This is a genomic window from Elusimicrobiota bacterium (genome assembly GCA_041660925.1).
In the GTDB taxonomy this organism is placed as follows: Bacteria; Elusimicrobiota; Elusimicrobia; order UBA1565; family UBA1565; genus JBAZUV01.
The window spans coordinates 21,511-45,551 of sequence record JBAZVI010000002.1 but is presented as its reverse complement, the minus strand read 5'-3'; the positions used below and the strand labels follow the sequence as shown (position 1 = coordinate 45,551).

General features: G+C 72.4%; 22 protein-coding genes. All 22 read left to right on the top strand.

Translation table 11 applies throughout. The annotated features are described in order from the left end of the window. The first annotated feature begins 1 nt into the window (after window position 1). The 22 genes from WC969_02770 to hisS all read left to right on the top strand — a co-directional run bounded on the left by WC969_02770 (window position 2) and on the right by hisS (window position 24,036). Window positions 2-1,273: an MFS transporter gene (locus tag WC969_02770; GenBank protein MFA6028759.1), complete on the top strand. Its 1,272-nt coding sequence runs from the start codon at window positions 2-4 to the stop codon at window positions 1,271-1,273. Continuing rightward, entirely contained in the window at window positions 1,263-2,066 is an 804-nt protein-coding gene (locus WC969_02765) for a hypothetical protein (protein MFA6028758.1), read from the top strand. The genes WC969_02770 and WC969_02765 overlap by 11 nt, the downstream gene beginning before the upstream one ends. After that, window positions 2,063-3,802, top strand: coding sequence for a tRNA uridine-5-carboxymethylaminomethyl(34) synthesis enzyme MnmG (gene mnmG, locus WC969_02760; protein MFA6028757.1), 1,740 nt, complete (start codon window positions 2,063-2,065; stop codon window positions 3,800-3,802). The genes WC969_02765 and mnmG overlap by 4 nt, the downstream gene beginning before the upstream one ends. After that, entirely contained in the window at window positions 3,799-4,485 is a 687-nt protein-coding gene (locus WC969_02755; GenBank protein ID MFA6028756.1) for a 16S rRNA (guanine(527)-N(7))-methyltransferase RsmG, read from the top strand. The genes mnmG and WC969_02755 overlap by 4 nt, the downstream gene beginning before the upstream one ends. Then, on the top strand, window positions 4,482-5,000 hold the full coding sequence (locus WC969_02750) for a hypothetical protein (protein ID MFA6028755.1): 519 nt from the start codon (window positions 4,482-4,484) through the stop codon (window positions 4,998-5,000). Before WC969_02755 ends, WC969_02750 begins: the two co-directional genes overlap by 4 nt. Before the next feature lie 88 nt (window positions 5,001-5,088). After that, window positions 5,089-6,216: a hypothetical protein gene (locus tag WC969_02745; GenBank protein ID MFA6028754.1), complete on the top strand. Its 1,128-nt coding sequence runs from the start codon at window positions 5,089-5,091 to the stop codon at window positions 6,214-6,216. A gap of 355 nt (window positions 6,217-6,571) precedes the next feature. Next, window positions 6,572-7,024, top strand: a complete 453-nt coding sequence (gene mraZ / locus WC969_02740; protein MFA6028753.1) for a division/cell wall cluster transcriptional repressor MraZ — start codon at window positions 6,572-6,574, stop codon at window positions 7,022-7,024. After that, window positions 7,024-7,926 (top strand): 16S rRNA (cytosine(1402)-N(4))-methyltransferase RsmH, encoded by a 903-nt coding sequence (rsmH, locus tag WC969_02735; protein MFA6028752.1) that lies wholly within the window; start codon window positions 7,024-7,026, stop codon window positions 7,924-7,926. The genes mraZ and rsmH overlap by 1 nt, the downstream gene beginning before the upstream one ends. Before the next feature lie 14 nt (window positions 7,927-7,940). Further along, window positions 7,941-8,111, top strand: a complete 171-nt coding sequence (locus WC969_02730) for a hypothetical protein (protein MFA6028751.1) — start codon at window positions 7,941-7,943, stop codon at window positions 8,109-8,111. A gap of 48 nt (window positions 8,112-8,159) precedes the next feature. Next, entirely contained in the window at window positions 8,160-8,471 is a 312-nt protein-coding gene (locus WC969_02725) for a hypothetical protein (GenBank protein ID MFA6028750.1), read from the top strand. Window positions 8,472-8,478: 7 nt separating this feature from the next. Beyond that, on the top strand, window positions 8,479-10,254 hold the full coding sequence (locus tag WC969_02720) for a penicillin-binding protein 2 (GenBank protein MFA6028749.1): 1,776 nt from the start codon (window positions 8,479-8,481) through the stop codon (window positions 10,252-10,254). Further along, window positions 10,251-11,768, top strand: a complete 1,518-nt coding sequence (locus tag WC969_02715; GenBank protein MFA6028748.1) for a UDP-N-acetylmuramoyl-L-alanyl-D-glutamate--2,6-diaminopimelate ligase — start codon at window positions 10,251-10,253, stop codon at window positions 11,766-11,768. The genes WC969_02720 and WC969_02715 overlap by 4 nt, the downstream gene beginning before the upstream one ends. Before the next feature lie 14 nt (window positions 11,769-11,782). After that, on the top strand, window positions 11,783-13,147 hold the full coding sequence (murF, locus tag WC969_02710; GenBank protein MFA6028747.1) for a UDP-N-acetylmuramoyl-tripeptide--D-alanyl-D-alanine ligase: 1,365 nt from the start codon (window positions 11,783-11,785) through the stop codon (window positions 13,145-13,147). Further along, window positions 13,147-14,232 carry a phospho-N-acetylmuramoyl-pentapeptide-transferase gene (gene mraY / locus WC969_02705; protein ID MFA6028746.1) on the top strand — a complete coding sequence of 362 codons (1,086 nt, stop codon included), beginning with the start codon at window positions 13,147-13,149 and terminating at the stop codon, window positions 14,230-14,232. The genes murF and mraY overlap by 1 nt, the downstream gene beginning before the upstream one ends. Before the next feature lies 1 nt (window position 14,233). Further along, on the top strand, window positions 14,234-15,718 hold the full coding sequence (murD, locus tag WC969_02700) for a UDP-N-acetylmuramoyl-L-alanine--D-glutamate ligase (protein ID MFA6028745.1): 1,485 nt from the start codon (window positions 14,234-14,236) through the stop codon (window positions 15,716-15,718). Then, complete coding sequence (ftsW, locus tag WC969_02695) at window positions 15,715-16,827, top strand: putative lipid II flippase FtsW (GenBank protein ID MFA6028744.1); 1,113 nt, start codon at window positions 15,715-15,717, stop codon at window positions 16,825-16,827. Before murD ends, ftsW begins: the two co-directional genes overlap by 4 nt. Before the next feature lie 50 nt (window positions 16,828-16,877). Further along, window positions 16,878-17,993, top strand: coding sequence for an undecaprenyldiphospho-muramoylpentapeptide beta-N-acetylglucosaminyltransferase (murG, locus tag WC969_02690; protein MFA6028743.1), 1,116 nt, complete (start codon window positions 16,878-16,880; stop codon window positions 17,991-17,993). After that, entirely contained in the window at window positions 17,990-18,754 is a 765-nt protein-coding gene (gene surE, locus WC969_02685) for a 5'/3'-nucleotidase SurE (protein MFA6028742.1), read from the top strand. The genes murG and surE overlap by 4 nt, the downstream gene beginning before the upstream one ends. A gap of 56 nt (window positions 18,755-18,810) precedes the next feature. Beyond that, a complete protein-coding gene (locus WC969_02680; protein MFA6028741.1) occupies window positions 18,811-19,932 on the top strand; it encodes a CapA family protein in 1,122 nt (373 codons plus the stop codon). Beyond that, window positions 19,929-21,881, top strand: a complete 1,953-nt coding sequence (locus WC969_02675; GenBank protein ID MFA6028740.1) for an ATP-binding protein — start codon at window positions 19,929-19,931, stop codon at window positions 21,879-21,881. Before WC969_02680 ends, WC969_02675 begins: the two co-directional genes overlap by 4 nt. 162 nt (window positions 21,882-22,043) lie before the next feature. Further along, the gene (locus WC969_02670; protein MFA6028739.1) at window positions 22,044-22,739 is read left to right on the top strand and encodes a Crp/Fnr family transcriptional regulator; all 696 of its coding nucleotides are present in this window, start codon (window positions 22,044-22,046) and stop codon (window positions 22,737-22,739) included. 4 nt (window positions 22,740-22,743) lie between these two features. Continuing rightward, on the top strand, window positions 22,744-24,036 hold the full coding sequence (gene hisS, locus WC969_02665; protein ID MFA6028738.1) for a histidine--tRNA ligase: 1,293 nt from the start codon (window positions 22,744-22,746) through the stop codon (window positions 24,034-24,036). Window positions 24,037-24,041: the final 5 nt, after the last annotated feature.

Sequence of the window (24,041 nt, the reverse complement as noted above, 5' to 3'; positions counted from 1 at the left end):
CGTGAGCTCTCCCATCACGGCCGACCTTCCCTCCGAGCGCGCGGCGGCCTGGGCGGGGATCGCCTCTCCCAACGGCGCGCTGCTGCTCCTCTTCTTCATCAACCTCTTCAACTACATCGACCGGCAGGTCCTCTACGCGCTGCTTCCGCTCATCAAGGCGGAGTTCCTCGTCAGCGACGCGCGGCTCGGAGCCCTCGCCTCGGCGTTCATGCTCGTCTACATGTGCGCGGCCCCGCCCATCGGCTGGCTCGCCGACCGCACCCGCCGGACCCGCTGGATCGCCGGAGGCATCGCCTTCTGGAGCGTCGCGACCTGCTTCTCGGGGCTCGCCCGCGGCTACGCGCAGCTCTTCGCCGCGCGCGCCGCGGTGGGCATCGGAGAGTCCTGCTACGGCAGCGTCTCTCCCTCGTTCGTCGCGGAACCCTTCCCGGCCGAGCGCCGCGGCCGCGTCCTCGCCCTCTTCTCGATGGCCATCCCCGTCGGCAGCGCGCTCGGCTACGTCCTCGGCGGCTGGTTCGGCGGCCGCTTCGGCTGGCGCGCCGCCTTCTTCCTCCTCGGCCTCCCGGGGCTCCTGCTCGCCGCGCTCGCCCTGCGCCTGCGCGACCCGCGCGGGGAAGCCGGCGCCTCCCGCATCCCGCCGACCCTTCGAGAGTACGCGGCGCTCTACCGCAACCCCTCCTACCTCGCGAGCACGCTCGCCATGGCCGCGATGACCTTCTGCCTCGGCGGCCTCGCGGTCTGGATGCCGAGCTTCTTCAACCGCTACTGGGGCATGGACGTCGCCCGCGCCGGGACGCTCTTCGGCGCCGTCACGGTGGCGGGGGGACTCGTCGGGAGCCTCCTCGGCGGCTGGCTCGGAGACCGCCTCCTCAAAGTCACCGGCAAGGCCTACTTCCTCGTCTCCGGCACGGGACTCCTGCTCGCGATGCCCTTCGGGATCTGGTCCCTCTGCGCGGGCTCGCTGCCGCTGACGCTCGGCGCCCTCTTCCTCGCGGAGACCTGCGCCTTCCTGAACATGGGGCCGCTCAACGGGGTCATCGTCTCCGTCACGGCCCCGGCCGTCCGCTCCATGGCCTTCGCGGCCAACATCTTCGTCATCCACGCCCTCGGCGACGCGGTCAGCCCGACGCTCATCGGCCGCGCCTCCGACCTCTGGGGCCTGCGCGCCGCCCTGCTCGGCTCCATGGCGTTCATGGGCCTGGCCGGCGCCTTCTGCCTCTGGGGCGCGCGCAGCGTGGAGACCGACTCCCGGGAGGCCGCCCGTGCCGCGTAAGGGGGAAGCGAAGACCCTCGCGGAGGCCGCGTCGGCCTGGGCGCTCGCGCGGGACCTGGTGTTCGCGCCGGCCCGCGCCCTGCGCGCGCTGCACGAGGACCCCGAGGCGCTCTGGTCGGCCGCGCGCGTCTACGCCGCCTACCTCGCCTTCAGCACCGTCTTCTACGCGCTCAAGCCCGCCGGCTTCCCGCCGCTCGGGCCGGAGCAGCCCTTCACGCCTCCCGAGGGGGGTCTCCTCTTCTGGGCGCAGGTCCAGGCCTGGAGCCCGCCCCTGACCGCGCTCCTCTGCGCGCTCACGGCCTTCTTCCTGACGCTCCTCGCCGGCCGGCGCCTCGCGCCGCGCCTGCTGGCGGCCTGCGCGAGCGCGGCCGCGCCCCTCGCGCTCCTGCTCATCTACCGGAACACGGGGATGCCGCGCTGGGCGCTCGGCGCCGGACTCCTCGCGCTCGCCGCCCTCATCGGCCGCCGCCTGCGCGCGACCGACCCCTCGCTGTGGCGGCCGCTCGCAGGCTGGCTCCTGCTCGTCAACGCACTCAACCTCGCGCTGATGCCGCTCTTCGCCGCCGCCGTCCTGCTGCGCGCCGCCCTGCTCTACAACGGGCTCGAGATCGCCCTGCTCTTCGCGACGCTGGGGTGGGGGACCTACGGCGTCGCCCGCATCGCCCGGCTGCCCAACGCCCGGGCCTTCTGCGCCCTCTTCCTGGCGATGCTCTCGCAGATCGTCCTCGTCTTCGCCTTCCACTACCTCGGGGCGCTCCCGCGCACCGTGCTCAAGGCGCTCATGTCCGTATGAGCGCGGCGCCCGTCGTCGTCGTGGTCGGCGCCGGCCACGCGGGCTGCGAAGCGGCCCTCGCCGCCGCGCGCCTGGGCTGCCGCGCGGTCCTCGCCACGCACGCCCTCGCCTCGGCGGGACGGATGTCCTGCAACCCGTCGATCGGCGGCACCGCGAAGGGGCAGCTCGTGCGCGAGCTCGACGCCCTCGGAGGAGAGACGGCGCTGGCCGCCGACCGCTCCGCGCTCCACTACATGACGCTCAACCGCTCGCGCGGGGCCGCGGTCCGCGCGCCGCGCGTGCAGTGCGGCCGCGAGGCCTACTCGGCGGCGATGCGCGCCGCGCTCGAGGCCCAGCCGGGGCTCGAGGTCCTCGAAGACGAGGTCGAGGAGGTGCTCGTCGAGAACGGCCGCGCGCGGGGCGTCCTCGCGCGCCGAGCCGGCCGCGTGGAGGCGGACGCCGTCGTGCTCTGCGCCGGGACCTTCCTCGGCGGCCGCATCCACGTCGGCTCGCGCACCGAGCCCGGCGGCCGCGCCGGAGAGCCCCCCGCGCAGCGGCTCTCGGCCTCGCTGCGCGCGCTCGGTCTCGAGGTCGCGCGCTTCAAGACCGGGACGCCGCCGCGCCTGCGCGCGGGCTCCGTCGACCTCGGGCGCCTCGAGCGCGAGGAGCCCGACCCCGAGCCCGAGCCGTTCTCCCTGCGCTCACCGAAGCCGCGCGGGCCCTTCCAGCCGTGCTGGATCGCGTGGACCGGGGAAGCCGCGCACGCGCTCATCCGCGCGAACCTGTCCCGCTCGGCCCTCTACGGCGGCGTCGTGAGCGCGCTCGGCCCGCGCTACTGCCCCTCCATCGAGGACAAGGTCGTGAAGTTCCCGGAGAAGACCCGCCACCAGGTCTTCCTGGAGCCCGAGGGGCGGGACTCCGACGAGCTTTATCCCAGCGGCCTCTCCACGAGCCTCCCCGAGGAGGTCCAGCTCGAGTTCCTGCGGACGATCCCCGGTCTCGAGCGCGTCGAAGTCGCGCGGCCCGGCTACGCGATCGAGTACGACTACTGCCCGCCGACGGGCCTGCGCGCGAGCCTCGAGACGAAGGCCGTGCCCGGGCTCTTCCTCGCCGGACAGCTCAACGGGACCACCGGCTACGAGGAAGCCGCCGGCCAGGGCCTGCTCGCCGGGATCAACGCCGCGCAGGCCGCGCTCGGGCGCGAAAGCTTCACCCTCTCCCGGGAGGAGGCCTACCTCGGGGTCATGGTCGACGACCTCGTGACCCGGGGCGCCGACGAGCCCTACCGGCTCTTCACCGCCCGCGCCGAACACCGCCTCTCCCTGCGCGCCGACAACGCCGACCTCCGCCTGCTCGAGAAGGGCTTCGCGCTGGGCCTCGTCGGACGCGAGCTTCGCGAGCGCTTCCTCCGCTACCGCGACGCGGTCGACGCTCTTGCCGCCGGCCGCGCGCCGGCGGACGGCGACGCGGCGATGAGCCCCTGGTCGCTGGAGAAGGCGCGGGCGCAGGCCGAGACGGTCCGCCACTACGCCGCCTACGTGCGCCGCGACCTGCGCGCTCTCGAGGAGCTGCGCCGCCTCGAGCGCACGCCGATCCCCGCCGCCTTCCGCTACGAGCGCCTGCCGCTGGTCGCCGAGGCGCGCGTCCGGCTCTCGCGCGTCCGTCCCGAGAACCTCGCGCAGGCCTCCCGCGTCCACGGCGTCACCGCCGCCGACCTCCAGGTCCTCTCGGTCTGGCTCAAGAGGTGCGCCGCATGAAGCCCGAGCTGCGCGCCGAGGCGGAAGCGGTCCTCTCCTCCTGGGGGATGTCCCTGGACGCCAGGGCCTGGGGACTCCTGGACAATTATCTCGTCGATGTGTTGGAATACAGCCGCCGCGTCAACATCACCGCGGCGGAGGGAGAGGAGGAGCTCGTCCGCCGCCACCTCCTCGACTCCTTCGCGGGCGTGAACGCGCTGCGCGGGCGCCTCGGCCCCGCTCCGCGCATCGCCGACGTGGGCGCGGGCGGGGGCTTTTTGGGCTTCTGCGTGAAGATCGCCTGGCCCGAGGCCGAGGTCACGCTCATCGAATCCGTGTACCGGAAGTACCGCTTCCTGAACGTCGCCGCGCTGCACCTGGGCGTGCCGGGCCTGCGCGTCGTGCACGAGCGCATCGAGCCCCGCCGCGTCCCCGCGCCGGGCGCGGGGCGCTACGACGCCGTGATGGCGCGCGCCGTCGCGCCGCTCCCGGAGCTCGCGCGCATCGCCCTGCCGATGGCCCCGCTGCTGGCCGCCTGGACCAGCGCGCCGCCCTCGCCGGGCGACGCCGCGCTCGAGAAAGCGCTTTCGCCGCACGCCGCCGCCGTGCTGGAGGACCGCACCTACCGCCTGCCCGGCGAGGAGCGGGAACGCCACATCGTCCTGGTCGGGGCGAAAAGCCCCGCCGAGAGAGGGAACGCATGAACCTGATGAACATCTACTTCACCCCGTTCGCGACCATGCTGGTCCTGGCCGCGATCTACTTCTCGGAGCCCGACAAGCTCACCCGCAACATGTCCTTCGGCGTGCTGCTGGCCTCGCTGCTCGTCAACCACTGGTTCGCGCGCAACACCTACCGCTTCGTCGGCTGGGCGAGCCGCCTGAAGCTCCTCCAGGTCTGGCTCACCTACTTCTGGGTCATCCCGCTCTTCTACCTGCTCGGGACCTACTGGGGGCCGATGTGGCTGCTCTTCACGATGGCCCCGGTGACCGCGGCGATGTATCAGGGCCGCTGGCAGACCTTCGCCACCGCGGTCGTCTCGGGCCTGACGATGCTCGCGCTCTACGCGCTGCGCGCGCACACCCAGGGTCTCGAGCTCGGCGAACAGCATTGGGCGATGGCCGGCGTGCACGCGGTCTTCATCGTCGTCATCGGGATGTTCGCGCACGCTCTGGCCGAGACCGCCCTGCGCATGCGGGACGTCGGCTCGAGGGTCTAGGGCTCCGCGGGGGGGGCTTTCGGGCCCCCCGGCGGTTCCTATAAAGGAGGCGGTTCTCGACGAGGTTTCTGTTCGTATCGTTTGAAGAATGGACATCCTGATCAAGCTGCGGCTGTACCTCTGGCTCATGGTCCTCTGCCTGTGGGGGATCATGATCTATCAGTTCCTGGAGGACGAGACCGGGGAGCTGCCGCAGATGCGCTGGGTCACCAGCCGCATCGCCACGGCGCCGCCGCCGGCCGAGCCCGTCTCCCATGCCCAGCTCTTCCCGCCGCGCCCCGCCGAGGACCTGCTGCAGGAGCCCGCGCCGCCCTCCTCGACTTTGCCGAAGCAGGTGGACCGCGCGCGCGAAGAGGCCGCGCTCGCCGCCCTCCCGCACCTGCGCGCGCTGCCGACGACGCCCCAGCCGATCGGGCCGGCGCCGGTGGACGAGAGCGCTCCGCGCCCCGTCCCCGAACGGCCCGTGCGGCCCGCGCCCACGGCCGCGGAGCCCGCGACGCCCAAGGGCTTCCTTCGGACGCAGACGCGCCACTTCAACATCTACGCCGAAGGGACCGAGGCGCCGGCCGCCTATGTGGACGCCATCGAGAACCTCCACGCCAACCTCATGCTCGACCTCGCGGCGTTCTCCCCGTGGGCGCGCGACGAGCGCGTCTCCATCTACCTCTTCCGAAGCCAGGACTCCTACCGCCGCGTCACCGGCCGGCCGTCCTGGTCGGGCGGCGCGAGTTCGGTGAAGGGCCGCAAGATCTACCTCTACGAGAGCGAGGAGAGCATCGGCATCCTCGCCCACGAGCTCTGCCACATCTACTTCGACAGCTTCTTCCTGGGGGGACGCTCCAACCCGCTCTGGCTCAGCGAGGGCATGGCGACGCTCGTGCAGACCGAGCGCGGACTCGCGGCGCCGAACTGGCTCAAGGAGAACATGGAGGTCCTCCGCCGCGGCGGCGGCTACGCGCTCACCGAGCTCCTTTCGGTCGAGAACACGGCGGGCGCCGACGACGCGAGCGTGCGCCTCTGGTACACGCAGGCCTACAGCGTCGTGCGCTTCCTCATCCGCGCGCAGTACAAGTCCTCGTTCTTCCGCTTCTCGGCCCTCCTCAAGGACGGCGTCGCCGTGCACGACGCGCTCTACCGCGCGTACGGCATGCCCTTCAACCGCGTCAAGGCGCTCGAGTACGCCTGGCGCTACGATCTTCAGCAACACAGGATGTAGACGACCTTCCTCAACTCCTCCTCCCGCGGGAGGAGGCAGGAGGAGGGGGAACCTGCTGTTGTACCTAGCGATGGCATCCGTCCTCCCCCACCCTTCCCTCCCCCGAAGGGGAGGGAGTTAAGGAACCCAACTCCCAACGGAACCCGACACTCCCCTATAAGGTTCGCGCGCGCACCGCGCGCATCCACTACGCGCGCGTGTTCCTCACGCGCGCGATAGTACGTCGGCACCGCGCGCTCTTTTTCAACTAGGTCTTGACAAATCGCGACTCACTACCTATACTCAAGCTCCCAGTGGGGAAGAGTGGCAAAGAGTGGGGAAAAGTAGGGAACTGGGACCCCGCAGAAAAAAGAAAATGACCGTCACCATCGGACAGTACGACTACTCTCTCGACCCGAAGAACCGGGTCGTCGTACCGCCGCGCTACCGCGAAGCGCTCATCGCGGAGAAGGGCTCGCACTTCGTGCTGGCGATCGGTCAGGACGAATGCCTCTGGCTGTTCCTCCCGTCCCAATGGGAGGCGTTCCTGGACGACGCGAAGACGCATACGCAGGACATCAAGGACAAGAAGAAGGCCCGCGCCGCGAAGCGCTTCATCTTCAGCAGCGCGGTCGAGGCGCCGGTGGACGAGCAGGGCCGCGTGCTCGTCCCGCAGAACCTCAAGGATTTCGCAGGGCTCAAGAAGGACGTGGTGGTGGCCGGGGCGGGGAACAAGGCCGAGATCTGGGACCGCGCGCGCTGGCAGGAATACTCCCGCAAGCACGCCGCGCCGTCCTTCACGGAGCTCGCCAAGGACCTCGATCTCTGATGAGCACCGCGACCATGAACGAAGAATACACTCACGCACCGGTCCTCCTCGAAGAGACGGTCTCCGCGCTCGTCACCGACCGCGAAGGCCTCTACCTCGACGCGACCCTCGGGCTCGGGGGCCACGCGGAGGCGGTGCTGCGCGGCCTTCTTCCGCAGGGCCGCCTGCTCGGCATCGACCTCGACCCCGAGGCCCTCGCGCTCGCCGAGGAGCGCCTGCGCTCCTACGCGGGGCGCTGCCGCCTCGTCCAGGGCAATTTCCGCGACCTCGTCCGCATCCTCCAGAACGAGGGGTTCTTCCCGCTGGCCGGTGCCTTGTTCGATCTCGGGGTTTCCTCCCTCCAGTTCGACAAGGCGGAGCGCGGCTTCGCGATCCAGCGGGAAGGACCGCTCGACATGAGGCTCGATCCGTCGAATCCGCTCACCGCCGCCCGCATCGTCAACGAGTGGCCGGCCGAGCAGATCGAGCTGCTTCTGAGGGAATACGGGGAGGAGCGGGAAGCCGCGCGCATCGCGCGCTGGGTCGTCGACGCGCGCGCGGCGAAGCCCTTCGAGACGACCGGCGACCTCGCCGTCCTTCTCGAGTCCCGCCTGCCCCGCACCGGACGCATCCACCCGGCGACCCGGACCTTCCAGGCGCTGCGCATCGCGGTCAACGGCGAGCTCGAGAACCTGACCCGCGGCCTCGAGGACGTCCTGGGGATGCTGCGCTCCGGCGGACGGGTCGCCGCGATCTCCTTCCACTCCCTGGAAGACCGCATCGCGAAGAACGTTTTCAAGTCGTACGTGGCCTCGGGCAGCTGCCGATGGGTGACGGAAGGCGCGGTCTCACCCCAGCCGGAAGAGATCGCTCGAAATCCGCGGGCGCGGAGCGCGAAGCTCCGCGTCGTCGAGAAACTCTGAACAGGGGGGAGATCATGAAAGAGTTCTTCTTCGGCGGGACCGGCGGAAGCGAGGGGGGCGAGGGCGCGGCGCGCATGCTCCCGGCCCGCGAACAGATCATCCGGCTGATGCCCGTCGGCCCGGCCTCCGGCGCCGGCTATATCTGGCAGCGCGTCTTCCTCAAGGGACGGCCCCAGAGGCACTGAAACCGATCTGGTGGGCACCTACTCGGCGGGGTGCCCGCCGCATTTTGAATGAACCGCATCCGCGTCGTCGTCCTCGCAGCCCTCACCGCACTGGCCTTCCTGTTCCTCTGGGAGCAGGTACAGGCCGTGCGGGTGGGCTATGAGGTGGGCCGGGCCCGCAAGGAGCTGCGCCTGCAGTCGCAGACGGTCGTCCATCTGCGCATGCAGCTCGCGCGCCTGCGGGCCCCGGAGCGGATCGCCCGCGAGGCGGAGACCCGCCTGCGCATGACGCCGCCGACGCCGGAGAGTCAGATTTTCCTCGGACGCGCGCTCGCCCGGGGGGGAGAAGGGCAGGGTCTTCTCAGCTTCCTGATCCATTGAGGCGCGGTTGGAAACTCGCAGCCGCCTGGCCGTCGTCCGAACCCTCTGCATCCTCGCACTCCTTCCGCTCGCCCTGCGCCTGGCCTGGCTGCAGGTCGTCCGCCATCAGCAGCTCGAGCTGAAAGCCGCCGACGAGACGCTCGGCAGCGAGCTGATCCTCGTCCCCCGCGGCCGCATCCTCGACCGGGAAGGCCGCGTCCTCGCGGAGTCCGTCCCCGTCTCCTCCAGCTTCTGCGACTTCACCGGCGTCGAGGAGCCCGCGCGCGCCCTGCGCGCGGCGGCCAAGGCGGCCGGCGTCGACGCCGGCCCCCTGCTCGGGAAGCTGCGTCCCGGCCGGCGCTTCCTCTGGCTCAAGCGCAAGATGCTGCCGGAGGAGGCCGCCCGGCTGCGCGCCTTCCGCCTGCCCTGGGTCGGCTTCGTCGCCGACGAGCAGCGCGTCTATCCCAACGGGGAGATGCTCCGCGCGGTCATCGGCTCCGTGGACCTCGACGAGAAGGGACTCTCCGGCCTCGAGCTCGCCTACGACCGCGAGCTCAGCGGGCGCTCCTACCGCGTCCGGACGACGAAGGACCGCGCGGGCAACGCGATCGTCCAGGAGGGACCGCCCGACACCGCGCGAGCGCCGGACCTGCGCCTGAGCATCGACCGCAGCGTCCAGCACTTCGCGGAGTCGGCCGTCCGCGAAGCGGTCGTCGCGCGCCGCGCCAAGCGCGGCACCGTCGTGGTGCAGGATCCGCGCACAGGCGACCTGCTCGCCCTCGCCTCCTGGCCCCCGGACGCGCTCAAGAACCACGCGGTGCAGGACGTCTACGAGCCCGGCTCGACCTTCAAGCTCGTCGCGCTCGCCGCCGCGCTCGACAAGGGTCTCTTCCGCCCCGACGACATCGTCGACTGCGAGGGAGGCCGCTGGGAGGTCGCCAAAGGCGTCACCATCAAGGACCACGAACCCGAGACCCGCATCACCCTCTCCCAGGTCCTGGAGCGCTCGTCGAACATCGGGACGGCCAAGGTCACCCTGCGCGTCGGCGCCGGGAGCTTCCACCGCTTCTGCCGCCTCTTCGGATTCGGCTACAAGACCGGCCTGCCGCTGCCCGGCGAGAGCGCGGGGCTTCTGCCCGAGCCCAAGGAGTTCACCCCGGTGCGTCTGGCCAACGCCGGCTTCGGCCAGGGCGTCGCGGTGACGCCGCTCCAGCTCGCCGGCGCCTATTCCGCCATCGCCAACGACGGGGAGCTCCTCGCGCCCCGCCTCCTGCTCGCGCTGGGAGAGCGCGAGGCTCCCGGGCCCGTGCGCCTGCGTCAGGTGGCGTCGCCGGAGGCGGTCGCGGCCGTGCGCGACATGCTCGAGGGCGTCGTCCTGCGCGGGACCGGACAGTCGGCGCAGGTCCCCGGCTTCCGGACCGCGGGCAAGACCGGGACCGCCCAGAAGATCGACCCCGCGACCGGCCGCTACTCCCCCAACGACTACGTCTCGTCCTTCATCGGCTACCTGCCGGCCCGGGACCCGAAGCTCACCGTCCTCGTCGTCATCGACAGCCCGCGCGTCGGCTACTACGGCTCCGAGGTCGCGGGCCCCGTCTTCTCGCGCGTCGCGCGCGAGGTCCTCGCCCATCGCGGGATCCCGCCCGACGTGTCGCTGCCGCTGCGCATCCCGAGCGGACCCAACGCCTGGCGCACCGCGCCCCAGCGCCCCGCGCTCCCCGCGCGCCCCCTGGCGCCCGGCCGCGTCCAGGCCCCCGGCGGGAAGGCCGCCTCGCCCGCCCTCGGCCGCCCGAGCGGCGCATGAGGCTCGCGGAGGTCCTGCGCGGCGTCCAGCACCCGCCGCTCGGCGCCGCGGGAGACCGCGAGGCCTCCGACGTCGCCCACGACTCCCGGCGCGTCCTGCCCGGCACCGTCTTCTTCGCGCTGCCCGGCGCCCGCACCGACGGGAACCGGCATGCCCGCGAGGCCGTCGAGCGCGGCGCGGCGGCCGTGGTCAGCGAGCTCGCGCCGCCCCCGCCGCCGATGACGCTCGCGCGTCCGGGAGGAGGGGGCGCCGCCTGGGTGCAGGTCCCCGACGCGTTCGAGGCCATGAGCCGCGGGGCGAACAACTTCTTCGGCGACCCGAGCGCGGGGCTCTCCGTCGTCGGGATCACCGGGACCAACGGGAAGACGACGACGGCGTGGTTCCTCGAATCCGTGTTCAGCCGCTGCGGGAAGGTCCCCGGCCTCGTGGGGACCATCGCCCACCGCCTGCGCCACCGGGTCCTCGAGAAGGCGGCGAACACCACGCCCTACAGCCTCGACCTCCTGCGCCTGCTCGCGCGCATGCGCGAGGGCGGAGCCACGCACGTCGCGATGGAGGTCTCCTCTCACGCGCTCTCGACGAAGCGCGTCGAGGACGTCGAGTTCGACGCCGCGGTCCTCACCAACCTCCAGCGCGACCACCTCGACTTCCACAAGACGCACGAGGCCTACCTCGAGGCCAAGCTCCGGCTCTTCGAGCTCCTCGACCGGGCCTCCTCCTCGAAGCGCGAGCGCGCGGCCGTGGTCAACCGCGACGACCCGGCCTTCGCGCGCTTCGCCCGCGCGGCCGAGGGAGCCCGCCTCGTCAGCTACGGCTTCCACGAGGCCGCCGACCTCCGCGCCGAGGGCGTGGTGCTCGGCCGCCGCGGCACGACCTTCCGCCTCCGGCGCACGGGCGCGGAGGCGGCGGTCACCCTGCGCCTGCTCGGGCGCCACAACGTCTCCAACGCCCTGGCGGCGGCGGCGGCGGCGTGGGCGCTGGGCCTCCCGGAACAGGGCGTCCTGGAAGGGCTCGCGGCCCTGGAATGCGTCCCGGGCCGGCTGGAGCCCGTCGAGGCGGGCCAGGAGTTCGCCGTGCTCGTCGATTTCGCCCATACCGCCGAGGCCCTCGCCTCGGCGCTCGAGACCGTGCGCGCGCTGCCGCACCGCCGCATCGTGACCGTCTTCGGCTGCGGCGGAGACCGCGACCCCGGGAAGCGCGCGCCGATGGGAGAGGCCGCGGCCGCGGGCAGCGACGTCGTCCTCGCGACGAGCGACAACCCTCGCGGGGAGGACCCGCTCGCGATCCTCGCCGCGGTCGAGGAGGGGCTCAAGCGCGCCGGCCGGCAAAATTATAGAATCGTCCCCGACCGACGGGAAGCGATCCGCGAGGCCGTGCGCCTGGCCCAGCCCGAGGACCTCGTCCTCATCGCCGGGAAGGGGCACGAGGACCATCAGATCCTGCGCGAGCGCACCGTGCGCTTCGACGACCGCGAGGTCGCCCGCGAGGCCCTGAAGGACCTGGGCCGATGCTGACGGCAGAGGAGAGGATGGAACTGACGCTGACCTGGGGAGACTTCGCGCGCGCCGCCGGCGGACGGCTCCTGCGCGGCCGCCCCGACGCCCCCGTGCGCTCCCTCTGCACCGACAGCCGGCTCCTGCGCCCCGGAGAGGCCTTCCTCGCGCTCAAGGGGGAGCGCTTCGACGCCCACGCCTTCCTCAACGAGCACGCCGCTCGCGCCGCCGGCGGCTGGATCGTGCGCGCCGGCGCGCCGCTGCCCGCCCTCCAGCCGCCCTGCGTGCTCGAGGTCCCCGACACGCTGAAGGCCCTCTCCGACGCCGCGGCGGAGCACCGCTCCCGCTTCACCCTCCCCGTCGTGGGGCTCACCGGCACCAACGGCAAGACCACGACCAAGGAGATGCTCCGCGCCGTCCTCGCCCGCCGCGGGAAGGTCTGCGCGACCGAGCTCAACTTCAACAACGAGGTCGGCCTGCCCATGACCGTGCTGGGCCTGCGCGCCGAGCACGCCTTCGCCGTCTTCGAGATGGGGGCCTCCCGCCCGGGGGACATCGCGTACCTCTGCCGGGCGGCCCGACCGACGCTCGGCGTCCTCACGAACATCGGCGCGGCCCACCTCGAGTACTTCGGCAGTCTCGAGCGCGTGTTCAAGACCAAGGCGGAGCTCTTCGAAGCGCTGCCGGCCGACGCCCCCGCGGTGCTCAACGCCGACGACCCCTATCTCTGCCGCCTGCTGCCGGGCCTCGGCGCGCGCGCGGTCACCTTCGGCTTCGGCGCGGAGGCGCGCGTGCGCGCGCTCCCGGCCGAGGCCGGGGAGATCGCCCTGCGCCTGCCCGACGGAGAGGCCCGCGCCCGTCCGGGGGGGCCGATCGGGCGTCCCCACCGCCTCGACGCGGCGGCGGCGGCCGCCGCCGCCCACGCGCTCGGCTTCTCCGCCGCGGAGATCGCCGCCGGCCTCGCGGATTTCCGCCCGGCGCCGCTGCGCTTCGCGCAGCGCGCGCATGCGAGCGGAGCCTGGCTGCTCGTCGACGCCTACAACGCCAACCCGGACTCGATGCGGGCCGGGGTGGAGACCTTCCTGGAGACCGCCCCGCCCGGCCGGCGGGTCCTCGTGCTCGGCGACATGCGCGAGCTGGGCCCGGAGTCGCCGCGCTTCCACCGCGAACTGGGCCGCTGGCTCGCCGGCCTCCCGCTCTCCGCCGTCCTCCTCGCCGGGCCCCTGAGCGCCGAGACCGCCGAGGGGCTGCGGGAGAAGGGCGCCCGCTTCGAGATCCTCCACGCTCCCGACGCCGACGGGCTGCGAGACGCCCTGCGCGGCCTGCTCGCACCCGCCGTCAGCGTCTACTTCAAGGCCTCGCGCGCCATGCGCCTGGAGGCCCTCGCGGAGGCGCTCTGATGCTCTATTATCTCCATCTGCTGCGTGAGTCCTGGGGCCCGCTCAACGTCTTCCGCTACATCACCTTCCGCAGCGGCGGCGCCATGCTGACCGCCCTCGGGATCTCCCTGCTCTTCGGGCCCTCCCTCATCGCCCTGCTGCGCGAGAAGAAGATCGGCCAGCAGCAGCGCACCGACGGTCCCAAGAGCCACCTCGCCAAGCACGGCACGCCGACGATGGGAGGCCTGCTCATCCTCCTCGCGCTGACCCTCTCGACCCTGCTCTGGATGCGGCCCGACGTCCGCTTCACCTGGATACTCCTCTTCGTCACCGCCGCGCTGGGGGCGGTCGGCTTCTGGGACGACTACCTCAAGCTCGTGCGCAAGGACCCGCGCGGGGCGCCCTCGCGGCTCAAGTTCGCCGTCCAGATCGCCGCGGCGGTCGTCGTCGTCGCCTGGCTCGCGGTGCGCCCGCCCAACGGAGACTACGTCGACTCCCTGCTCGTCCCCTACACCAAGGGACTCTACGTCGCGCTGGGCTCGCTCTACTTCGTGCTCGGCGTACTGATCATCGTCGGCTCCTCCAACGCGGTGAACCTCACCGACGGACTCGACGGGCTGGCGGCCGGCTCGATCATCTTCTGCGCCATCGCCTACGGCGTGTTCGCCTACACGGCCGGCAACGCCAAGTTCGCCGACTACCTGCGGATCATCCACGTCGAGAACGCCGGAGAGATCGCCGTCTTCTGCGCCGCCCTCATCGGCGCCTGCCTCGGCTTCCTCTGGTTCAACGCCTACCCGGCCGAGGTCTTCATGGGCGACACCTCCTCGCTCTTCCTCGGAGGCGTCATCGGCACCATCGCGCTCTGCGTCAAGCAGGAGCTCATCCTCCCGGTCGTCGGCGGGGTCTTCGTCGTCGAGACCCTCTCCGTCATCCTCCAGATGGGCTCCTACAAGCTCCGGGGCGGCAAGCGCGTCTTCCGCATGGCCCCCATCCACCACCACTTCGAGCTCGGCGGGGTCGCGGAGTCCAAGGTCACCGTCCGCTTCTGGATCACCTGCATCGTGCTCATGCTGGCCGCCCTGGCCTCGCTGAAGGTGCGCTGAGTTGAAGAAGCGGAAGGCGGCGAAAAAGTCTGCGGCGCGCGGGAAGAAGGCGCCTCCGCGCAAGGCGGCGAGAAAGGCGCCCGTCCGCCGGCCCAGGCCGGCGCCGCCCCAGGACCGGTTCCTCCCCGCCGCCTGGAAGGGCAAGCGCGCCCTCGTGCTCGGCCTGGGACGCTCGGGCTTCCACGCCGCCGTCCTGCTGCGCCGCAAGGGCTTCCGCGTCCTCGTCCAGGACGACAAGCAGCGCCGCGACCTCCCGTTCGCCGACAAGCTGCCCGAGGGCGTCGTCCTCGAGGCGGGCGGCCGCATGGAGAAGGTCCTCACCTGCGGCTTCGCGGTGAAGAGCCCCGGCCTCCTGCCGGGAGCGAGCGTGCTCGCGAAGCTGAAAGAGGCGGGCATCCCGGTCTTCAGCGAGCTCGAGGTCGCCCTCGCCTTCTGCCCGCCCGACGTCCGCGTCGTGGCGGTGACGGGGACCAACGGGAAGACCACGACGGCGCACCTGACCGAGGCCGTCTTCCGAGCCGCGCGCCGCCGCGTCCATCTCGTCGGGAACGTCGGGACCCCGCTCTCCGCCGAAGCCGCCCGCGTCCGGAAGGGAGACGTCCTCGTCCTCGAGGTCTCGAGCTACCAGCTCGAGGACAGCCGCCGGTTCCGTCCGTCCTCGGCGGCGATCCTCAACATCACCTCCGACCACGTCGACCACCACGGCAGCATGGCCGCGTACGTCGCGGCGAAGGCCCGGGTCTTCCGCGACATGGACCGCGGAGGCGTCTGCGTCTTCAATTCGGCCGACCCTCTCTGCTTCGGGCTCGCCCGGACCTGCCGGGCCCGCCGCCTCCTCTTCGCGCTCTCGCCCTCGACGGCGGGCTCGGCCTGGGTCGAGGGGGGGAAGATCTTCGCGCGCCTGCCGGGCGAGAAGAAGCCCCGGAAGCTCGCGCCCCCGCGGCTCCCCGGCGACCACAACCTCGAGAACGCGATGGCGGCCGCCCTCCTCGCCCTCTCGCAGAAGGTCCCCGACGCCGCCATCGCGAAGGCCTTCCGCGCCTTCCGCGGCGTCGAGCACCGCATCGAGGACTGCGGGAGCCACCACGGACTCGACTGCATCAACGACTCCAAGGCCACGAACGTCGACTCCACCCTCGTCGCGCTCAAGAGCCTCGACGAGCGCGCCGGGAAGATCCTCCTCATCCTCGGCGGGCTGGCCAAGCCCGGCGGCTTCGCCGCGCTGCGCCCGCTCGTCTCCCGCTGCGCGAAGGCGGTGCTCACCATCGGCAGCGCGGCCGCCAAGATCGAAGAGGACCTCGCCGGCGCCGCGCCCGTCTTCCCCTGCGAGACCCTCGCGCAGGCCGTCGAGGTGGCCTTCCGCATCGGGCAGAAGGGCGAGACGCTCCTGCTCTCTCCCGCCTGCGCCTCGATGGACCAGTTCAGGGACTTCGAGCACCGCGGCCGCGCCTTCAAGGAGCTGGTCGAGACGACGAAGCCGCGATGATCCCCCGCGCGCGCCGCCGCGACGCGCAGTCCGACTACGGCCTGCTCCTGGCCGCCCTCCTCCTGCTCGGCTTCGGTCTCATGATGATGTGGTCCGCGAGCGCGATCCTCGCCGACCAGCAGATGCACGACTCCCTCTTCTTCCTCAAGCGCCAGGGCCTCTTCGCCGCCGTCGGCCTCATGCTCATGGCCTTCTTCGCCCGCACCGACTACCACCGCCTGCGCGGCTGGGTCTGGCCGGCCTTCTTCGTGAGCGTCCTCCTGCTGGCGGCGGTGCTCTTCATGCCCCCGGTGGCGGGGGTGCGCCGCTGGATCCGCCTCGGGCCCTTCGGGCTCCAGCCGGCCGAGTTCGCGAAGCTCTCGGTCATCCTCTTCATCGCGGATTTCGTCGACCGCAAGAAGAGCCGCATCGGCTCCCCGCTGATCGGCCTCCTCGTCCCGCTCGGGGTGGTCGCCGTCCCGCTGGTCCTCATGGGCCTGGAGCCCGACCTCGGCACGCCGGCGCTCATCTTCGCGACGGTCATCCTCACCCTGTTCATCGGCGGCGCCCGCGTCTCCTACGTGCTCGGCGCCATCCTGGCGGCCGTCCCGATCGTCATCGTCGAGCTCCTGCGCAAGCCCTACCGCCGCAAGCGCCTGCTCACCTTCCTCGACCCCTTCGAGCAGGCCCAGGGCGCGGGCTACCAGCTCGCGCAGTCGCTCATCGCGGTCGGCTCGGGGGGCTGGTTCGGGAAGGGCCTCGGCGCCTCCCAGCTCAAGCTCATGTACCTCCCCGCCCCGCACACCGACTTCATCTTCCCCATCGTCTGTGAAGAGCTCGGCTTCGTCGGCGCCCTCGCGGTCCTCGCCCTCTTCGCCTCCCTGCTCATGCGCGGGCTCCGGGCCGCGCGGCACGCCCCCGACCTCTTCGGCAGCCTCCTCGCCTCCGGCCTCACGCTCCTGCTGGTCCTGCAGGCCTTCTTCAACGTCGCGATGTCCATCGGCCTCATCCCCACCAAGGGCATCCCCCTGCCCTTCTTCTCCTACGGCGGCTCCTCCCTGCTCGTGAGCCTCTGTGCGGTGGGGATCCTGCTCAACATCTCCCGCCAGGGCGCGAGCCCGACGCGCTGAGCGGGATTTCCCGCTGGGAAATCCCGGCCAAAAACTGGCATGATTGGGCCATGCGCATCGTCATCGCCTGCGGGGGGACCGGCGGCCATTTCTACCCCGGCTACGCGCTCGGACGCCGTCTGCGCGAGCGCGGCCACGAAGTCCTCTTCGTGTTGCGCAGCGACGACCCCGCGGCCGCGCGCCTCGAGGCCGACGACCTCCCGTACGCGGAGCTCGACCTGCGCGGCCTGCCCCGCAAGGTCTCCACCGAGCTCCTCGCGTTCCCCTGGCGCCTGGGACGCAGCGTCCTGGCGGCGCGCGCGCTGATCCGCGCCTGGCGGCCCTCCGCGGCCGTCGGGATGGGGGGCTACCTGACCTTCCCGCTCGGGGCCGCCGCGCGCTCGTGCGGGATCCCGGTCGTGCTCCATGAATCCAACGCCGTGCTCGGCCTGGCGGTCCGCGCGATCCTCCCCTTCGCCGACGCCCTCGCCCTCGGCCTCCCGCTCTGCGACCCGGGCGCCGCGCCCGGAGCGACGCTCACCGGCACGCCGGTGCGCTCCGGCTTCTCGAAACTCCCCGACTCGACCGAGGCCCGCCGCCGGCTCTCCCTCGAGCCCGAACGGGCGACCCTCCTGGTCTTCGGCGGCTCCCAGGGAGCCCGCGCGGTGAACCGGGCCGCCCCCGCGGCGCTCGCGCGCCTGCGCGCCGAGGGCGTCCGTCCGCAAGTCCTCCACCTCGCCGGGCGCGCGGAGGCGGAAGAGACGTCGCGCCTCTATCGTGAAGCCGGACTCCCCGAAGCGCGCGTCCTTCCCTATCTCGAGGATATGCCGGCCGCGTACGCGGCCGCCGACGTCGTGCTCTGCCGAGCCGGCGCCGCCACCCTGGCCGAACTGGCGGCCGCGCGCCGCGCGGCGGTCCTCGTCCCCTACCCCAGCGCCGCCGCCGGGCACCAGGAGCGCAACGCCCGCGTGCTCGAGACGGCAGGCGCCGCGCGGATGCTCAAGGAACCCTTCCCGCCGGAGGCCCTCGCCGACCGCCTGCGCGAGCTTTTCTCCGACGCGGCCCTGCGCGCGCGGATGGCGGACGCCTACGCCCGCATCGGGCTGCCCTCCGCGAAGGAGAGCGCTTCGGCCCTCGCCGACCTCGTCGAAAAGGTCGTGCGCGCGCACCCGCGGAGGAACGCGTGAAGCGTCCCTGCCGACGGCCTCGGATCCTCGTCGTCAACGACGACGGGCTCCCGGGCGCCGGCCTGCTTCCCCTCATCGCGGTGCTCTCCGGATTGGGAGAGGTCGTCGCGGTGGTCCCGGAGGGGGAACGCTCCGCGGTGAGCCACTGCCTCACCCTGCGCCATCCGCTGCGCATGCGCGAGGTGCGCGCCGGCCTCTACGCCGTCGACGGGACCCCGGCGGACTGCGCGCGCCTGGGGCTCCTCGAGGTCCTCAAGGGCCGGGCCGACCTCGTCGTCTCCGGGATCAACGACGGCTACAACCTGGGCTCCGACGTCGTCTACTCGGGCACGGTCGCCGGCGCCCTCGAAGGGGTCCTCCTCGGCGCGCCCGCCCTCTCCGTCAGCCGGGGCCGCTCGCGCCGCTCCCGCGACTTCATCCCCGCGGCCGAAGCCGCAGGCAAGGTCGCGGCCCGCATCCTCGCGCGCGGCCTGCCTCCGGGCGTCTGCCTCAACGTGAACGTCCCCGCCCTGCCGAAGGCGCGGCTGAAGGGTTTCCGGACCGCGCGGCTCGGACGCCGCCTCTACTCGAAGAAGGTCGAGGTCCGGCGCGACCCCAACGGGAAGCGCTATTTCTGGCTCTCCGGCCCGTACGTCTCCAGCGTCCTGGAACCGGGCACCGACGTACGCGCGGTCGCCGACGGCTTCGTCTCCGTGACCCCGCTGAACATCGACCACACCTATCTTCCCATGATGGACGAGCTGCGCACATGGTCCTTCTAGAAGCCATCCAGAAACCCCGCTGCGCCTGCAAACGCGGCTTTCGGCCTCCGGCGTCGTTGCTCGAACCGCCGCGTACCTCCAGTAGTGTCATCCTCCTGACCTCTATCCTCCTTGGGCTGACGCCCGCCGCGCAGGCCGCGGAGCCGACAGCCTCCGTCGACCTCTCCTCCGCCTCGGCGCCCGCCGTCATCTCCACCCCGACAGTCACCGTTCCCAACACCCCATCTCCGGCTCCGACGCCGGAGCCGGAGATGATTTTTGTAGCGATGGGGGACATCCGCCTCGATGGCCCGGAGGGCCGGGCCTTTGCGGAGAACGGCCCCTCGGCCCCGGCCTCGGCCGTCCGGCGCTGGCTCGAGGGCGACGTCCTCTTCGGGAACCTCGAGACCTCCGTCTCCCGGCGGGGAGCGCCGACGCGGGGGAAGACCTTCACCTTCCGCGCCCCGCCCGAGAACATCGCCATCCTGCGCGCGACGGGATTCACGGTCCTCAACCTGGCCAACAATCACGTCATGGACTACGGGCCCGAGGCCTTCCTCGACACCCTGCGCCTCCTCGACGAGGGCGGCTTCCGCCGGGTGGGCGCCGGGCGCGACCTCGGCGAGGCCGTGCGCCCGGTCTTCTTCGAGCGCGGCGGACTGCGCGTCGGCCTGCTCGCCTTCACGAGCACGCACCCCGAAGAGGCCTGGGCCCGGCGCGAGCGCCCCGGCGTCGCGTATTCGGGCGACGCGCGCGTGCCCGAATGGATCCGGCTCGCGAAATCCTCCTGCGACGTCCTCCTCGTCTCCTTCCACGGAGGGACGGAGAAGGCGGAAGACCCCAACGAGATCCAGCGCGCCTTCGGCCGCCTCGCGGTCGACGCCGGCGCGGACGCCGTGATCGGACACCACCCGCACGTCCTTCAGGCGGTCGAACTCTACAAAGGCCGCCCCATCCTCCACAGCATCGGCAACGGTCTCTTCGTCTCCCCGACCCCGGTCACGCGCTGGAGCGCGCTCGCGCGCATCCGCATAGGACGCCGCGGCGTCCTCGGCGTGGAGTTCGTGCCGACCGACACCTGGTCCGACGGCCGCCTGCGCCCGGCCCCCGACTCCGCGGACATCGTCCGCGCGGCGCTCGACCGCGACGGGACCCTGAGCGCCCATCCCGAGCTCTTCCGCCTGGCGGACCCGCGATGAGCGTCGCCCTCGACGAAGCCGCCTTCCGCGCCGAGGCCGAGCGCCGCGGAGGCGCCGTCCTCGCCCTCGCCGTCGACGAACTCGAGACGGTCCGGCGAACGCGCGGAGAGCCGACCGCGCGCCGCCTCCTCGGCCGCCTCGAGCTCTCCCTCCACGCGCTCCTCTCAGAGGGGGAGCTCGCCGGGCCTTTCGAGGGGGGCCTCGCGCTGAGCCTGCGCGCGGAGGACGCGCGCGCGCGCGCCGCGGAGCTGCTGCGCCGCCTGCGAGAGGAGTTCCGCTTCCCCGTGAGCCTCGGCCTCGCCGCGGGCGGGGACCCCCGCGACCTCTGCGAGCGCGCCGCCCGGGCCCTGCGCGAAGCGGTCGATGCGGGGGGGAACCGGCTGCACCTGCACGCGGGAGGGGCCCTGGAGGCCGCCGCGGCCCCGGCCGGCGGCGGCGCGCCCGAGAACGCTCTCGCCGAGCGCTACCAGAAGCTCGTCCTCCTCAACCATTTCGCGCTCGGCCTCTTCGCGAAGGAGTCGCTCGAGGCCTCCCTCGGCGCGGTCGGGCACAACGTCCTGGCCCTGACGGGCGCCAAGTACTTCGGCGTGCACCGCATCGAGGGTTCGTCCCTCCAGGCCCTGCACCGCATGGGCGACGCGCGCTTCCGGACCGAGGAGGCCGCTGGGGCGGAGCGCGCGCTCATCGAGCAGGTCCGCCGCGAGCGCAAGCCCGCCGCCCTCACGCGCGAGGAGATCGGCCTCTTCGCCATGCCCGCGGCGGCGGCCGGCGCTGACTCCCATCTCGCCGGGATCGTCGTCGTCGGCTTCCCGCGCTCCGCCGGCGTCAGGACCGACGCGGCCTCCCACGCCCTCGAGGAGGTCGCACGCCTCCTCTACAACGCCCTCGTCCTCGAAGGCGAGCTGCGCCGCGAACGCACCCTCGCCGCGATGCTCGACCAGTCGGCCGACCCCGTCATCCTCATGGACCTCGAAGGCCGGATCACCCTCTGGAGCCGTACCGCCGCCGAGTTCTTCGGGCACGCGGCCGAGAGGACGCTCCGACAGCCGCTCGAGGAGCTGCTCGTCCCCGCCGACCGCCGCGTGGAACACCGCAAGGCCGCGGCCAGGGCCCTCGAGCGCGGGACCCTGCGCGACCACGAGACCCTCTACCTGCGGGCCGACGGAGAGCTCGTCCCCGTCGAGCTCACGATGACGCGCATCGACGACGAGAAGGACCGCCCGTTCGCGCTGCTCCTGATCGTGCGCGACCTGCGCCGCCGCCAGGAGCTCGAGCGCCTCAAGACCGAGCTCGTCAACGTCGTCAGCCACGAGCTGCGCGGTCCTCTGACCTCCATCCGCGGCTTCTCCGAGACCCTGCTCGAGTACGGAGAGAAGATGACCCGGGAGGAGCGCGGGAAGCAGCTCGAGGTCATCGCCCGAGAGTCGGCCCGTCTCGCGCGCCTCCTCACCGATTTCCTGGACGTCTCGCGCCTCGAGTCCGGCGGCGCCCGGCTGGAGCGGGCGCCGGCCGACCTCGCCGAGCTCGCCGCGCGCGTCGCCGAGACCTTCGCCGGGCACCCCTCGGGGGTCCGCGTCGAGCTCGACTTCGAGAGCGGCCTGCCGAAGGCCTCCGTCGACGCCGACGGGATCCAGCGCGTCCTCCTCAACCTCGTCGGGAACGCGCTCAAGTACTCGCCCAGAGGCGGTCGCGTGCTCATCGCCGGCCGCCGCAGGGACGATGAGCTCGAGTGCTCGGTCGCCGACGAGGGCCCCGGCATCCCGGAGGCCGCGCGCGGCCGCATCTTCCAGCGCTTCTTCCGCGCCGGCGACGAGGCGACCCGCCGCCTGCAGGGCGCCGGACTCGGCCTCTACATCGTCAAGGGCATCGTCGAAGCCCACGGAGGGAGCATCGGCTTCGACAGCCCCGGCCGCGGCACCCGCTTCTGGTTCCGTCTTCCTCTCGCCTGAAAAATCCGGCGCATTCCCTCGCCAGCCGATGAATCCCGCTGCGCCGGATTTCCCAGGCGAATCGATTCGGACGAGCGTCACCTAACCCCGTCGAAAACGAAGCCCTCCGGCAATCCCCGTCCGGGGATTGCCGGACGTCGGCTTTTTCGGTAGACTCCGCCCATGACCCTTTCCCAGCTCCATCGCTTCGCCCTCCTGCGCACCCTGCCCAAGACGCAGCTTCAGCGCATCCTCAAGCTCGCGAAGACGCGCGACTTCGCCGCCGGCCAGCTCGTGTTCTCGAAGTCCGAGACCGCCAACCACATCTTCTTCGTCGTCTCGGGACGGGTGAAGATCTACTGCCAGTCCCCGGCGCGCAAGCGCAAGACCTTCGCCTACCTCTCGGCGGGGGACATCTTCGGCGAGATGGGCCTGCTGCTCCATGCGCCCCGTTCCGCCTCCGCCCAGGCCGTCATCCCCTCGCGCCTGCTCATCATCCGCAACCGGGACTTCGAGCGCTTCCTCCTCTCCGACCCCAACGTGACCCTCACCCTCCTGCGCACGGTCGCGGAGCGGCTGCGCCACGCCGACGACGAGATCGAGAGCCTGCTCTTCCGCAACATCCTCGGCCGCGTCTCAAAGACGCTCCACGACCTCGCCGCCCACTGCGGCCGCCCGCAGCGCCGCGGCGTCCTGCTCCAGGAGCGCTATACGCACCAGGAGCTCGCCGACCTCGTCGGGACGACGCGCGAGCCGCTCTCCCGCGCGCTCGCGATGCTGCGCAGCGCCCAGATCGTGGACACCCACGAGGGCCGCTTCTTCATCCCCGACCCTAAGAAGCTCGCGGGGATGATCCGCGACTCCGTCGTCGCCGGCTGACGCGATGTCCTCGAAGATCCAGAGCGTCCGCGGCTTCCGCGACCTCCTGCCGCCCGAGTCCGAGCGCACGGCCGCCCTCGAGGCGCTCGCGCGCGCCGCGCTCGCGCGCTACGGTTTCCGCGAGCTCCGCCTGCCGACCGTCGAGAACCACGAGCTCTTCGTGAAGTCGACCGGCGAGACCACCGACATCGTCGAGAAGGAGATGTTCGCCTTCGAAGACGCCGGCGGACGCCGGCTGGCCCTGCGCCCCGAGGGGACCCCGGGGGCGGTGCGCGCCTTCCTGCAGCACTCCCTCTCGCAGGGCGGACCGGCCTGCAAGCTCTACTATGTCGGCTCGATGTTCCGCGCCGAGCGCCCGCAGGCCGGACGCTACCGCGAGTTCGAGCAGATCGGCGCCGAGACCCTGGGCAACCCCCACCCCGCCGCCGACGTCGAGTCCATCCTGGCGCTCAAGGCCGTCTTCGACGCGGCCGGGCTCGAGGGGCGCGTGAAGCTCCGTCTCAACAACCTCGGCTGCGACGAGGACCCCTCCTGCCGCCCGGGCTTCCGCGCCCGCCTGAAGGAGTACCTCTCGGCCCGCGAGGCGGAGCTCTGCGAGAGCTGCCGGCGCCGCGTCGGACGCAACCCGCTGCGCGCTCTCGACTGCAAGGCCGACGGTCCGCGCCTCGCCGCCGACGCTCCCCGCCTGGAGCCCTGCGCCGCCTGCGCGGCCCACGTCGGGACGGTCTCTCGCGCGCTGAGCGCCGAGGGCTGCGCCCACGTCTACCCGGACGCGAACCTCGTGCGCGGTCTCGACTACTACACCCGCACCGTCTTCGAGTTCACCGCCGCGGGCGTCGGCGCTCAGGACGCGCTCGCCGGCGGAGGCCGCTACGACGGGCTCGTCGGCTCCATGGGCGGCCCGGCGACGCCCGCCGTCGGCTGGGCGCTCGGCGTCGAGCGCACGCTCATGGCGGCCCTGGCCGCCGACCCCGAAGGGGCGGCGCTGCGCCGCGCCATGCCCGCCGAGAAGCCCGACGTCTTCGTCGCGCTCCAGGGACGCGGAGACGAGGCCGACGCCGCGGGGATGCGCCTGCTCGAGGCCGTGCGCCGCGCCGGCCTGCGGGCGGCGGGGGGGCTCTTCGCCTCCAGCCTCAAGGCGCAGATGCGCGAGGCCAACCGCTGTGGCGCCCGCTTCGTGGCCATCCTCGGCGAAGAGGAGCTCAAGAGCGGCGCGTGCACGCTCAAGGACATGACCGGCGGCGCGGAACGCCGCGTCGCGCTCGACGAAGTCGCCGCCGCCGCCCGCGCGGCCTGAGGGAC